This window comes from Clostridium tyrobutyricum DSM 2637 = ATCC 25755 = JCM 11008 (assembly GCF_000359585.1).
Taxonomy (GTDB): domain Bacteria; phylum Bacillota; class Clostridia; order Clostridiales; family Clostridiaceae; genus Clostridium_B; species Clostridium_B tyrobutyricum.
The window spans coordinates 1-13,285 of record NZ_APMH01000030.1 but is presented as its reverse complement, the minus strand read 5'-3'; the positions used below and the strand labels follow the sequence as shown (position 1 = coordinate 13,285).

The window sequence follows — 13,285 nt, the reverse complement described above, 5'->3', positions numbered from 1 at the left end:
CTGTAAAAACAGGCTATTTTAGAATAGCCTATTTTTTATTGTAATAATTTAATTCAAATATTCATAATGGTATATAGAATAAAAATTAAAGGATACATAGTCTTATTACTATGTATCCTTAGAAAAAACATTAATTAACCCTTCTGCCACCACTAAAATCTGATCTGTCTACTGGAGCTATTTTAATTACATCACCAGTTTTAGGTGCATTTATGTATGAACCATTTCCTACATATATTCCTACATGATATGCAGGTGATCCGAAGAATACCAAATCTCCTGGTTGAAGATCTGATCTAGATACAGGAGTACCTACATTTTGTTGATCCTGTGAAACTCTTGGAAGTGAAATTCCAAAGTGAGCATATACATATTGAACAAATCCTGAACAATCAAATCCAGATGGAGTTGTTCCACCCCAAACATAAGGAACCCCTAAAAAATTAGATGCATAAGCTACTACTGCACTTGAGGACGCAGATGCTGCCGATCCACCTCTTGAAATAGATTGAGAATTTCCTGATGAAGATGATTGAATTCTAGGTGCCGCTTCCCTAACTTTTTGTACATTAACCGCTGCTACAGCTACCACTCTTTTACTTTCAGCATTTGCAGATGCTGCCTCAAGAGCTTTTTCTTTTTTGTCTAAATCTGCTATTAATTTAGTTTGTGTAGATTTATCACTATTAAGCTTGGCTAATTTATTCTCATTATCAGTCTTTAGCGCAAGAAGTTTATTGCTTTCACTATTTAATTTTTCTCTTTCCTGTGCTAATTGTTGCTTTTTGTCCTTTAAATCACTTATTACATTTTTATCCGAAGTCATTACTCTTTTTACTGTATCTACTCTTGACATAAAATCATTTATACTGCTTGAATTCAGTATTACACCAAGATAGCTATCTACACCATTTATGTACATTGCCCTTGCCCTTTTATTAAATAACTGTTGTTGAGTATTTATACTATCTTCTGCTTTTTTTAAATTTTGTTTATTTTGATCTATATTTTTAGCTATAGTTTTAATGTCATTCTTATTGTTGTTAATTTTATCTAATACTTGTGATATCTGATTGTCTAATTTTTCAACCCTGATTTGCAGTTCCTGCTGTTGTTGTTTGACTTGATTTATAGAGCTTGTACTACTTGGTGCAGCCAAAACACTTCCACCTGTTGACAATGCTAACGTTAACGCGATAGCAACAGATATAGTTTTTCTATTCAAAATTCTGTACCTCCCCCTATTAACTATTCCTTAACAAATGCTAGTGACAATACTCAAAATTTTAATAATACTATTAGCATATTACTACAAATTGCTACAAAATTTAGATCCACTTAATAATAAGATAGATAAATTTCTAACTGAAATGCCAATAATTTAGATTTGAAGTATTAAAAAGTCGAAAGTGTACCGCTATATATATTGTCATGTACAATTAAATTAAAGATGCAAACTGATGATTTATTATCAATTTAAACTCATGTTTATTATTATACAATAAAATTAACAATATCACAACTTTTGCAGTATATTTTTTAAAAATATTATAATTTAAAATTATATGTACGTGTTTATTAATAATCTAAAGCTTTTCTTAGATCAGTTTTCACAATAAGTCAATTTATAGAAATTATTTTATGTAATTAATATCAATCTTTAAATTAAAAAGGTTGTATAAGTACTATAATCCTATAGAATGCTTATAAATGTCGGATTTAGATATATTTCTATCCTTCGCCACTTTTTTAATAGCTTCCTTTTTATCTAGTCCTCCATCCATATAATTTTTTATATGATCCTCAATACTTATATTAACCCAAGTTTTCTTTTTTTCTTCTATGACTTCTTCTTCAGACTTTCCACTTACTACTAATACTATCTCACCCTTTATATTTTGATCTCTGTAATACAATAAGGCCTCTTCAATAGTAAATCTTAATATTTCTTCATGGATTTTTGTAAGTTCTCTACATATAGCTATTTTTCTATTTCCCAGATTATTCTTTAAAAATGATAATGTATCCTTTAATCTATGAGGTGACTCATAAAAAATCAAAGTATCTGTTCTATCCTTTAGCTCTTCTATTATCTTTATTTTATCTTTATTTTGCCTCGGTAGAAATCCTCTAAAAGTAAAATGACTGCTGTCCAATCCCGAGTAGACAAGTGCCGTAGTTATAGCTGTAGCTCCAGTAAGAACCTCAAAGTCGATTCCTTCTTCTATACATTTTTTTGCTATAACACTTCCTGGATCAGAAATTCCAGGTGTTCCTGCATCACTTACAATTGCTATGTTTTTTCCTTCTCTAATTTTGTTTATCAGCACAGAACTTTTATTATTTTCATTAAATTTATGATAACTTACAAGAGCCTTTTTTATCTCAAAATGATTTAAAAGCTTTAGAGTCTGCCTGGTATCTTCCGCTGCTATTATATCAACTTTTTTTAATACATCTAATGCCCTCAGTGTTATGTCCTGTAAATTTCCTATAGGCGTAGGAACCAAAAAGAGTTTACCTATTGCCATTTTTATCACTCTCATTTCTTCCATATATGATATTTATTTCTTCAGTATAATCACCATTTTCCCTATGAATTGCAAGAGGGGCTTCCCACTTTAGAAATTTCCCTCCATTATTCTTACCTTCTATTAAAACCATATTGGGAGCTTTATTAATAGTTGGTTGAACCATTCTCATAAGTTTAGGCTCTATTGAATACTTTCTCATAATATACATTATATCTACAATACGCTCCGGTCTATGAATCATATACAGCTTTCCATTATCCTTTAATACACTCTTAGCAGCTTTTATTACATCTTCTAAAGTACAGCATATTTCATGTCGCGCTATAGCATTCTTATCATCCTTACTTACAATACCTGAATTTTTTAATTTATATGGCGGATTTACAGTAACTATATCTACTTTAGACAAACTATTCATAAAATTCAAGTCTGATAGATCTTTATGTATGAATTCAAGCCTTTGCTTCATATTATTAAAACAAGCAGAGCGTTTCGCCATATCAACCATATCTTTTTGTATTTCGATACCAGTTATGTGCTCTGCATTGGTCTTTCCTGCTAATATAAATGGAATTATTCCAGTGCCACTACATAAATCTATTACTTTCATCTTTGATTTTACTTTGGCAAAATTAGCAAGTAGTACTGCATCCACTCCAAACCTGAAAGCTTCTCTTTTTTGTATTATACATATACCGTTAAGTTGTAAATCATCAAGTGTCTCATCATTTTTTAATAATTTTAATTTCAAAAAAATACCCTCGTTTCAATAATTTAAATTAATATATATATATTAATTTAAATTAAGAAAAGGGTCAAATATTATGTAATACATTATTTTTTATTATTTTGAGAGTTTGCTGTATTGCTGTCAATGTCATTAAATTTACTATTTTCTATAATTATATCTACACGTCTATTTTTAGCTTTATTAACATCTGTTGAATTATCTGTAATTGCTCTGTATTGTCCATATCCTACAGATGTAAGTTTTTCTGGACTAATCCCGACTTTATCTTGTAAAAATTGAGTAACATTAGCCGCTCTGACACTTGACAATTGCCAATTGGATTTATATATGCCGTTACTAATAGGAACATTATCTGTATGTCCCTCTATTCTTATTGCACTTCCAAGTTGATTTACTATCTTTCCTATTCCTATTAGTTTATTCTTGATATTTGGCTTTATATCGGCTTTACCTGTATCAAAAAACAATGTATCATTTATACTGACAACTAGTCCTCTTTGATCCACTGAAGTACTTACACTTTTACTCATTCCATTTTTGCTTAAATATTGATCTACTTCTTTTTTTAAGTTTTGAAATTTTTGCTGTTCAGTCTGGGATGTGGTTTGACCATTGTCTCTTTCAGGTATATCTATCTGATTGACATTGTCCTTAACACTAGGTGTATTATCAGTTCCTATTATAGTTTTTCCACCTCCCATGGCTACTTTTAATGACTGAGAAAGTTGTTTGTATTTGTTTTGGTCAACCTGACTCATTGAATACATTACAATAAAAAATATCATAAGCAAAGTTATTAGATCAAAATAAGTAAGCATCCATCTCATACCATCTGGCTCTTTACCTTTTTTCCTTTTCTTCATACATCAGCCTTCCCATCCATTTGTTGATATTTTAACAATTCATCATTACTTAAGAAACTCTTTAATTTCTCTGCTATAGTATTTGGATTTATACCTTCCTGGATGTAAAGTATTGCTTCAATTATAAGTGTTTTTTCTTTATATTCTTTTTCATCTGCCTGTTTTAATCTAGTAGCTATTGGCAACCATAAAAGATTGGCAGATCCTATACCATATAATGTAGCTAAAAATGCAGTAGCTATTTTAGAACCTAATGTAGATGTATCTTCCAAATTTCCCAAAACATGAACTAGCCCCATAACTGTACCTATAATACCCATAGTAGGTCCATATCCTCCTGCACTTTCAAATACATTGGATCCCTGAGTATGTCTTTCAGACGTAGATTCAAGTTCTAATTCCAATATATCTCTTACGGCCTGTGGATCTACTCCATCAACCACAAGCTGCAGACCTTTTTTTATAAATGGATCTAAATTAGGATCATTTGATACTTCACTCTCCAAACTCAATAATCCATTTTTTCTAGTCTTGAATGATACATCCTTAAAATATGAAATTAAAGCTGGTAAATCACTTTTTCTAGGGCTAATAATTACCTTAATCATCTTTGGAATTCTTTTTAATATATCTGGGGGAAATGATAATCCTACTGCTCCTATTGTACCACCAAATACTATCATAGCTGCTGTAGGTCCCATAAGTGCTCCTGCTTGTCCGCCTTCAATTACATATCCAACTACTATCGATAATAGTCCAAAAATTAAAAATATAAAAACAGATATATCCATTCTTTTCCTCCATAATTAATTGATTTTACTTCAAGTTAAACTTGTTATAACTATATATTTAATTAATCGTGTAAATTTTTATACTCTTTAATAATTAGCATGCTTTTTTATAAATTAAAAAGGCTGCCGTTTTGGCAACCTTTTTGATTTAACTAGTCTTGTTGAACTGGTGCTCCTACTGGACAGACATTAGCACAATTTCCACAATCAATACAAGTATTCTCATCTATAACAAACTGAGCATCTCCCTGACTTATTGCCTCAACTGGGCACTCTGAAGCACAAGCTCCACAGCTAACACAGGCATCAGTAATTTTATATGCCATATCTAAAACCCCTCCCTCATAAAAATTTATTTTAAATCATCCTTCGATGATATTTTATCATAATTATATAAATTTTAAAAGGTAAATTTATAACAATGTATATCCCAAATCTTCAAGTATTTGAATAAATAGATCCTTGTTTATAAAGTAATTATCATATACTACACTTAATTCCTTCTTGTCAGAATTTATCTGACAAGCCACTACCCCTTCATTGTTTGAAATAGATTTTCTTATATTATTTATATCTTCTACTGTGTTCATATTTGAAATTTTAAATATTGACTCCATACAGGACTATCCTCCTATTATTCTTTAAATAGCTTATCTACTGAATCTTTATCTTGTATGTCATTAATTTCAACATCTTTTTTGTTAATTTCATCTTCATTAATATTGCCTTCATAACTACCTGAAATAAGCTTTACATCCTTAATTGAAACTTTTTCTATCATGTCCTCTCCATCTTTGCTTTTTATCTTTACCTTAATGCTTTCTTCCACTACAGAATTGCTTAAAACTTCGCCTTTTCCATAAGGTGTATCCACAATGGATTGGACTTTAGGAAGTATTCTTCTTATATCTTCATAAGTATTTTGTTCATAATTTAAGCAACACATAAGTCTGCCACATATACCTGAAATTTTTGTAGGGTTAAGTGATAGATTTTGTTCCTTGGCCATCTTTATTGATACAGGTGCAAAATCTCCTAAAAATGTAGAACAACACATAGCCCTTCCACAAGGGCCCAGACCTCCTATCATCTTAGCTTCATCTCTAACTCCTATTTGCCTGAGCTCTATTCTTGTTCTAAATATAGATGCAAGATCTTTTACAAGTTCTCTAAAATCAACTCTTCCATCTGCAGTAAAATAAAAAATCACCTTATTATTGTCAAAAGTATACTCTACATCTATAAGTTTCATTTTTAAATCATGCTGCTCTATTTTATCTATGCATATAGAAAAAGCTTCTTTTTCCTTAGCTTTATTTTCATTATGTTTTTTTATATCTTCCTCCGAGGCAATTCTCAATACGTTTTTTAATGGAGATACAATATCATCTTCTTCTATCTGTTTGGGTTCTACAACACATTCTCCAAATTCTATACCCCTGGCTGTCTCCACTATAACATAAGTATCTTTTTTTATATCTAAATCACCTGGTGAAAAATAATATATTTTACCAGCTTTCTTAAAACGCACTCCTATAACTGTTACCATATCACACCTCCTGCATGTTTACCAACATAGAGTCAAAAACCAGACTTGGGCTTACATTATCCTCTAGCTTCATCCTTGTTCTTTTTATAATATTAATGATACCATTTAACTTATTAAATGAGAATATTTCGCACATATTCTTTATATCATTGAACTTATCACTATTTATAAGAAAATTCTTATTTCCAGTTTCTTTATATATGAGAGCATCTCTTATATAAGACAATATACATGTAAGTATCTCCTGCCATTCATCTTTATGTTTAAATAGAAATAAAGAGTATTTCGATATAAATTCTATACCTTCTGCCTGTAATTCCAATAAAACTTGTGCAGTTACATCCCTTATCTCATGGAGTGAAGAATCTTCTACAAATCTTTCAGCTCTTCCCGGTATTCCATCACTAAAAGCTATAACTGATTTTCGTTCTTCTTCAGGTAAATTAGGGAAGTTCCTATTTAAAAATATTACTATATCTTCATCTTTCAATCTGTTCAATTTATATGTCTCACATCTTGATTGAATGGTATCTAAAATACTATCTAATTTTTCGCATAATAAAATTAAATATATCCCGTTTGGTGGTTCTTCTATAGTTTTTAAAAGAGCATTTTGTGCTACTTCAGTAATTTTATCCGCATTATAAATTATAATTACCTTTTTATCCCCTTCATAAGGTTTCTTATTAACTTCTTCTATTATTCCCTTAATCTCATCTATACCAATAGACTTCTTATTGCCATTTATCCTACATTCAACAATATCTACACATTGGGTATCACTACTTTTGCCGAGTATAAGAGCAGCTGTTTCCCGGGCAATAATACTTTTGCCTATTCCATCCTCTCCTACAATAATATGAGCATGAGAAAAATCTTTTAATTTTATTGATTTAACTATTTGATCTTTTATTTTATAATGTCCTATTATTTCATCGAAATTCAATCAAAGATTCCTCCCACTAAACTTTTATAAATTTATCTACATTTACAACAAATACTGTTGCTCCACCAACTTCTATCTCCACAGGATAAGGCATATAGATTCCTGTGGTACCTGCAACACTTGAAGGTGTGGTTATAATTTGATTCCTAGTTTTACAAACTTCTTCTATATCCCCTATTACTTTATCTACATTCTTATCTTCTACTCCTATCATCAAGGTAGTATTGCCGGATTTTAGAAATCCTCCAGTTGTAGCAAGTTTAGTCACCCTAAAGCCATCTTCTGTCAATCCTTCTATCAAATCACTAGTATCATCATCTTGAACAATAGCTATAATCAATTTCATTAAAAATCTCCTCCCCAACATAGTTATTTCACATAATCAGCCATCTAATATGCTGAATTTTTTGAAATTATACATAATTATCTAATTTGATTTTATCATAATTTATACTGAAATTACTTCTTTTTTTACTATTGAATATATAATATCATGTATTTCATCTACGGTTTTAATTTTATTGTCTTCTATACATTTTATTTTATTCCAATTTCCCCTATTGGCTATATAAAGTGAGTTATTATAACATCTCTTTAAGTACTCATAATTTTTTTCATGTATATCCTTTTTTTCATTTCCAGTAAACTTGTTAATTCTATTTTCTATAAGTTTATTACTATACTGTGGAGGCATATCTAAAAAAATAACACAATCAGGTTTTGGAAGTTTATATAAATTATACTCAAGATTGCTTATCCACTCTAAAAATTCATCTCTTTTTTTCTCATCATTTATTTTAGAAGCCTGATGAACCATATTTGAAGTAGTATATCTATCTGCTATAATAATATCTCCAGCTTTGTAAAATTCCTCCCATTCAGTTTTGTATGATGCAAATCTATCTACTGCATAAAAAGTAGATGCAGCATAAGCATTTACATCTTCCGGATTACTACCAAACTCTCCATTTAAATACATCTTAACAAGCGCCGATGAATTACTTTTATAATTAGGAAATTCAATTTTTCTAACTTTATAATTTTCATCATATAGTCTATTAAATAATTTTTGGGATTGAGTAGCCTTACCACTTCCATCAGAACCACTTTCTATGACTATTAACTTTCCTCTCATATTTGTCCTCCCAGCTTTAATCTGATATTACTTGTATATAATTTTTACTTATTCCTATTAAATCTATATTATTATGTTTATAATATTTTATAGTTTCTAAAACATTTAAATCTATAATCTCTCCTGCACATATTATAGGTATTCCTGGTGGATATGGTATCACACTGTCACCACAAATTCTTCCTAATGAATAATTTAAATCCATAAATTCCTTTTTCCTAAAAATAACTTCATAAGGCAGCAGTTTCATTTTAGGTATTTCATAATTTGTAATCTTTATACTATCAGTTCTCAAATTCTCCAATTTACAAGTATTTAAAACTTGATATAATTTTTCAAATTCACTTCTATTGTTAAATGGAGAAAAAATTAATACAACATTGGAACTATCACTCATTTCACACTGTATCTTATTTTTCCTCAGATATTTCAACAATAGATGTGCACTATAATATTTATCTAAATTTATTACATATCTTGTTGAATCTATATCCCATGCAAAATCTAAATTATCAATATACCGCTTATCTAACACCCTCATTCCATCTATTGTATTTATTTTATTTTTGTAATAATCAAGCTCACAGATAAGTTTTTTATACTTATCTTTACCATATGTAGCAAGATAAAATCTTGCATAATCCATAGAGCAAAGTGCAAGATATGAGGGGCTTGTACTTATAAATACATTAAAATAAAAATTTACTTTGTTAATATCACAGTTATTATTCACATGAAGATATGCTGTCTGAGTAAAACTTGGTAATGTCTTATGAGCGCTCATAACCACCATATCTGCGCCTAATTTTACTGCATTTTCAGGTAACTCATTACATATCCCAAAATGTGCACCATGAGCTGAATCTACTAGTACTTTCATATTATACTTTCTGGATATATCTATTACATATCTTAAATTGGTACATATTCCATAGTAATTAGGATAGGTAATAATTACAGCTTTTGCATCCTTATTTGCCTGTATAGTTTTTAAAAAATGCTCCAAATCCAAAGCTCCAGGAGCATTTATTTTAGTATCCACAACATTTTGTACATATATAGGAACAGCTTTTCTCATAATCAAGGCATTTAAAATAGATCTATGACAATTTCTTTCAACTATTACTTTATCACCTTCATTTAAACTGGAGAATATCATAATCATATTACCTGAAGTGCTTCCATTAACTAAGAAATATGACTTTTCACTACAATAAAGTTCAGAAAGTTTTTTGCTTGCCTCTAAAATTATTCCACTCTGATCATGTAGATTATCTACTCCATCTACCTCTGTAACATCAAATTTAGTTATATTTTTCAAAAATTCCCTTCCTATGGAAGTATTGAAAAACCCTTTGCCATTTTTATGACCGGGCATACAAAATGATATATTGTTTTCCTTGATATAATCCAGTACACCTTCTAAAAGTGGTAATTCTGACAATTCCATTCCTCTTCTCTTATAATTAAAGGCACTATAAATCTCTTTATACATGTTTTATAATATTTATAAAAGTCGGTATCATGTTTAACATTAATTAATCTTTCTTCACATGATTTACATATACCTCTATTATCTATAATTATACCATCATTTAAAGGTCTGCCGCATATAATACAACGTTTTTTATTCACAAAAATTCCCCCAATTAAAATATCTTATTAAAATTATTGACTTCAAAACAAATAATATTCAAGTTTATTATATTTTTTTATTTAGTGTAATAATATTTAATCCACGGGGTTAGTTTTCATTTTCTATATATATTTGTAAATTTATCTCCATTAATAGTATATTCATATTTTAAAATAAATTTATTATAATAAATAATTATTTTTATCACATATTCAAAAGTTTATTATATAAGCTATAATATAATAGGATATTTTTTATTTATAAAATAGTATTTTAATCACTTTCAACATCATTCCTAATAATAAGATGTATTACATTACTTACATAGGAGGAAATTAAATGATTTCAATATATAAAACTATAGATCAATCGCGGACTCTTGAAGCACTTGACACTATTCAGCATGGTTGCTGGATAAATATTGTTGCTCCTTCTGAAGAAGAATTACAAATTGTATCAAGCGAATCCGAAGTACCTATGGAATTTCTAAAATCAGCTCTAGATGAAGAAGAAACCTCTCGTATAGATATAGAGGATAACAATTTATTGGTTATAGTGGATATACCTTTTACCGAAATGGAAGATAATTCATTAACGTATGATTCCTATCCTTTGGCTATAATCCATACAGAATCCACTATAATAACTATATGTTTAAAGAACAGTAAAATATTAACTGACTTTATAAATAATAAAATTAAATCTTTTTATACATTTAAACGCTCAAGGTTCATTTTACAAATTCTTTATAGAATATCAGTATATTACCTTTTATATTTGCGACAGATAGATAAAAAAAGTGTCCTCATAGAACAAAAACTTCATAAGTCGATGAGAAATAAGGAATTTATTCAACTTCTGTCTCTGGAGAAATCATTAGTCTATTTTTCTACTTCATTAAAAGCTAATGAAATAACTCTTGAAAAGATGTTAAAATTAGAATTATTAAAGAAGTATCCAGAAGATCAGGATATACTCGAAGATGTTATAATTGAAAACAAACAGGCTATAGAGATGACTAATATATACAGTAATATACTAAATGGAACTATGGATGCCTTTGGTTCACTTATATCAAATAATCTAAATATTGTAATGAAACTTCTCGCTTCAATAACAATAGTTATGGCAATACCTAATATAATATTCGGTTCTTTTGGTATGAATCTTATGGGTATTCCACTATATAAAAATCCTCATGGTTTTTGGTATATATATGGTGTTACAGCTTTAATATGTATAGCATGTGTAATTTTCTTAAAGAAAAAAGATTTATTTTAAGGATGTGATAATTTTGTTAGGTAACAGACTTGTAAAAAATAGTACTATAGGGCTTGTATCTCCTGCGGGTCCTCTAAAATATGAAGATATTCAAGAAAGTGTAGAATTCCTAAAGAAATTGGGATTTAATGTAAAAGGGGGAAAACATATATATGATAAATGGGGATATTTAGCTGGAAAAGATGAAGATAGGGCTCAAGACCTCATGGATATGTTTTTGGATACTACTGTTGATATGATATTGTGTGTAAGAGGTGGTTATGGAACTATGAGAATCCTTCCTCTTATAGATTTTAATATTATAAAAAATAATCCAAAAATATTTGCTGGTTTTAGTGATATAACTACATTAATAAATAACATATATCAGAAATGCGGTATTATAACTTTCCATTCCCCTATGTGTAATTCAAACTTTCAAGACAAAATAACTTTGGAAAGTTTTTTAAATGTCTTAACTTATGGATACAAACCTTTCACTATAAAGAACCCTGAAGAAAAATCTTGTAATTATTTTATAAATTCTAATTACTTCAACGAACCTTCAGCTAATGGAATTTTGGTTGGTGGAAATCTTTCTCTCCTATCAAGTACTATTGGTACACCTTATGAAATTGATACTAGAAACAAGATATTATTCATAGAGGATATAAGTGAAGATCCTTATAAAATTGACAGAATGATGACTCAACTTATTCTCAGTGGAAAAATTAAAGCATGCAACGGTATAATATTAGGACAATTTCACAATTGCACACTTCCAAATTACAATCGCAGTCTAACATTAGATGAAGTGTTAGAAGACAGAATTCTAAGTTTTAATAAACCTACTATAGTTAATTTTCAATGTGGACATTCTTATCCAAGATTAACTCTTCCAATTGGTGCTAATGTAAAAATGGATTGTGTTAATCAAACAATTCATGTACTTGAACCAGTTGTAAAGTAATATCTATAAAATAAATACACTTATGATATAATATTGACTAAGAGGTGAACAACATGAGTTATGAAAAACTAAAATCTGCTATAGACTCAAGTGATAATATCGTATTTTTTGGGGGGGCTGGAGTTTCTACAGAATCTAATATACCTGATTTCAGATCTGAAGCAGGATTATATAAAACTAAAAATAATTTTTCCTATCCTCCTGAAGTTATGTTAAGCCATAGTTTCTTCAAATCTCATCCAGAGGATTTTTTTGATTTTTACAGAGCTAAAATGGTATACAAAAATGCAAAACCTAATAATGCACATTATGCTTTGGCCGAACTTGAAAAACGTGGTAAACTAAAAGCTATTGTGACTCAAAATATAGATGGTTTACATCAAATGGCTGGTTCAAAAAATGTACTGGAACTTCACGGATCAATTCATAGAAATCACTGCACCAAGTGTGGAAAATTTTTTGATTTAGACTATGTACTAAATAATAGTAGTATACCCAAATGTGATGATTGTGGAGGGCTAGTAAAGCCTGATGTGGTTCTGTATGAAGAAGGGCTTGACATGGACATATTAAACAGTGCCATTCAATATATCAAAAATGCAGATGTTTTAATAGTAGGGGGAACATCACTTGTAGTATATCCAGCAGCTGGATTAGTAGACTATTTTAAAGGAAAATATCTTGTACTTATAAACAAATCTTCTACACAATACGACTATAAAGCCAATATTGCAATACATGACAGTATAGGTAAAGTTCTCAAAAGTGCAATTTAATAATCAAGTATAAAAAACGCTAAACATAAATGTTTAGCGTTTAAAAAATTACCTGGCAACTACCTACCCTGCCA

The 13,285-nt window shown here is 29.3% G+C and carries 16 protein-coding genes; 3 read left to right on the top strand and 13 right to left on the bottom strand.

Annotated features, from left to right (window positions below):
- Positions 1 to 130 precede the first annotated feature (130 nt).
- The 13 genes from J418_RS0111820 to J418_RS0111760 form a co-directional block, all read right to left on the bottom strand.
- On the bottom strand, positions 131 to 1,225 hold the full coding sequence (locus J418_RS0111820; protein WP_017895663.1) for a C40 family peptidase: 1,095 nt from the start codon (positions 1,223 to 1,225) through the stop codon (positions 131 to 133).
- A 460-nt stretch (positions 1,226 to 1,685) separates the two neighbouring features.
- The gene (gene rsmI, locus J418_RS0111815) at positions 1,686 to 2,531 is read right to left on the bottom strand and encodes a 16S rRNA (cytidine(1402)-2'-O)-methyltransferase (protein ID WP_033372200.1); all 846 of its coding nucleotides are present in this window, start codon (positions 2,529 to 2,531) and stop codon (positions 1,686 to 1,688) included.
- On the bottom strand, positions 2,518 to 3,285 hold the full coding sequence (locus tag J418_RS0111810; RefSeq protein WP_017750901.1) for a tRNA1(Val) (adenine(37)-N6)-methyltransferase: 768 nt from the start codon (positions 3,283 to 3,285) through the stop codon (positions 2,518 to 2,520). Before J418_RS0111810 ends, rsmI begins: the two co-directional genes overlap by 14 nt.
- 83 nt (positions 3,286 to 3,368) lie before the next feature.
- The gene (locus J418_RS0111805; RefSeq protein WP_017895662.1) at positions 3,369 to 4,148 is read right to left on the bottom strand and encodes an OmpA/MotB family protein; all 780 of its coding nucleotides are present in this window, start codon (positions 4,146 to 4,148) and stop codon (positions 3,369 to 3,371) included.
- Complete coding sequence (locus J418_RS0111800) at positions 4,145 to 4,939, bottom strand: flagellar motor protein (RefSeq protein WP_017750903.1); 795 nt, start codon at positions 4,937 to 4,939, stop codon at positions 4,145 to 4,147. The genes J418_RS0111805 and J418_RS0111800 overlap by 4 nt, the downstream gene beginning before the upstream one ends.
- Positions 4,940 to 5,091: 152 nt before the next feature.
- Positions 5,092 to 5,265, bottom strand: coding sequence for a DUF362 domain-containing protein (locus J418_RS0111795; protein WP_017750904.1), 174 nt, complete (start codon positions 5,263 to 5,265; stop codon positions 5,092 to 5,094).
- Positions 5,266 to 5,352: 87 nt separating this feature from the next.
- Positions 5,353 to 5,556, bottom strand: coding sequence for a heavy-metal-associated domain-containing protein (locus tag J418_RS0111790; protein ID WP_017750905.1), 204 nt, complete (start codon positions 5,554 to 5,556; stop codon positions 5,353 to 5,355).
- A gap of 17 nt (positions 5,557 to 5,573) precedes the next feature.
- Positions 5,574 to 6,488 carry a PSP1 domain-containing protein gene (locus tag J418_RS0111785; protein WP_017750906.1) on the bottom strand — a complete coding sequence of 305 codons (915 nt, stop codon included), beginning with the start codon at positions 6,486 to 6,488 and terminating at the stop codon, positions 5,574 to 5,576.
- A 1-nt stretch (position 6,489) separates the two neighbouring features.
- Positions 6,490 to 7,434, bottom strand: a complete 945-nt coding sequence (locus J418_RS0111780; RefSeq protein WP_017750907.1) for a DNA polymerase III subunit delta' — start codon at positions 7,432 to 7,434, stop codon at positions 6,490 to 6,492.
- Between the two features lie 16 nt (positions 7,435 to 7,450).
- Positions 7,451 to 7,780, bottom strand: a complete 330-nt coding sequence (locus tag J418_RS0111775; RefSeq protein WP_017750908.1) for a cyclic-di-AMP receptor — start codon at positions 7,778 to 7,780, stop codon at positions 7,451 to 7,453.
- 102 nt (positions 7,781 to 7,882) lie between these two features.
- Positions 7,883 to 8,569, bottom strand: a complete 687-nt coding sequence (locus J418_RS0111770) for a dTMP kinase (protein ID WP_017750909.1) — start codon at positions 8,567 to 8,569, stop codon at positions 7,883 to 7,885.
- A 16-nt stretch (positions 8,570 to 8,585) separates the two neighbouring features.
- Entirely contained in the window at positions 8,586 to 10,013 is a 1,428-nt protein-coding gene (locus J418_RS0111765) for an aminotransferase class I/II-fold pyridoxal phosphate-dependent enzyme (protein WP_017895661.1), read from the bottom strand.
- Positions 9,992 to 10,204 (bottom strand): sigma factor G inhibitor Gin, encoded by a 213-nt coding sequence (locus tag J418_RS0111760; protein WP_017750911.1) that lies wholly within the window; start codon positions 10,202 to 10,204, stop codon positions 9,992 to 9,994. The genes J418_RS0111765 and J418_RS0111760 overlap by 22 nt, the downstream gene beginning before the upstream one ends.
- A gap of 340 nt (positions 10,205 to 10,544) precedes the next feature.
- Here J418_RS0111760 and J418_RS0111755 point away from each other — a divergent pair, with 340 nt between their 5' ends.
- From J418_RS0111755 to J418_RS0111745, 3 genes are read left to right on the top strand one after another with little or no spacing between them, the layout of a single operon-like run.
- Entirely contained in the window at positions 10,545 to 11,486 is a 942-nt protein-coding gene (locus J418_RS0111755; protein ID WP_017750912.1) for a magnesium transporter CorA family protein, read from the top strand.
- A gap of 13 nt (positions 11,487 to 11,499) precedes the next feature.
- Positions 11,500 to 12,435, top strand: coding sequence for a S66 peptidase family protein (locus J418_RS0111750; protein WP_017895660.1), 936 nt, complete (start codon positions 11,500 to 11,502; stop codon positions 12,433 to 12,435).
- A 53-nt stretch (positions 12,436 to 12,488) separates the two neighbouring features.
- Entirely contained in the window at positions 12,489 to 13,211 is a 723-nt protein-coding gene (locus tag J418_RS0111745) for an NAD-dependent protein deacylase (RefSeq protein ID WP_017895659.1), read from the top strand.
- Positions 13,212 to 13,285: the final 74 nt, after the last annotated feature.

Excerpts from the sequence above, each read along its gene's own strand:
- J418_RS0111745 (WP_017895659.1), top strand. The coding sequence starts at position 12,489 with ATGAGTTATGAAAAACTAAAATCTGCTATAGACTCAAGTGATAATATC.
- J418_RS0111775 (WP_017750908.1), bottom strand. The coding sequence starts at position 7,780 with ATGAAATTGATTATAGCTATTGTTCAAGATGATGATACTAGTGATTTG.
- J418_RS0111795 (WP_017750904.1), bottom strand. The coding sequence starts at position 5,265 with ATGGCATATAAAATTACTGATGCCTGTGTTAGCTGTGGAGCTTGTGCT.
- J418_RS0111755 (WP_017750912.1), top strand. The coding sequence starts at position 10,545 with ATGATTTCAATATATAAAACTATAGATCAATCGCGGACTCTTGAAGCA.
- J418_RS0111770 (WP_017750909.1), bottom strand. The coding sequence starts at position 8,569 with ATGAGAGGAAAGTTAATAGTCATAGAAAGTGGTTCTGATGGAAGTGGT.
- rsmI (WP_033372200.1), bottom strand. The coding sequence starts at position 2,531 with ATGGCAATAGGTAAACTCTTTTTGGTTCCTACGCCTATAGGAAATTTA.
- J418_RS0111800 (WP_017750903.1), bottom strand. The coding sequence starts at position 4,939 with ATGGATATATCTGTTTTTATATTTTTAATTTTTGGACTATTATCGATA.
- J418_RS0111805 (WP_017895662.1), bottom strand. The coding sequence starts at position 4,148 with ATGAAGAAAAGGAAAAAAGGTAAAGAGCCAGATGGTATGAGATGGATG.
- J418_RS0111785 (WP_017750906.1), bottom strand. The coding sequence starts at position 6,488 with ATGGTAACAGTTATAGGAGTGCGTTTTAAGAAAGCTGGTAAAATATAT.
- J418_RS0111790 (WP_017750905.1), bottom strand. The coding sequence starts at position 5,556 with ATGGAGTCAATATTTAAAATTTCAAATATGAACACAGTAGAAGATATA.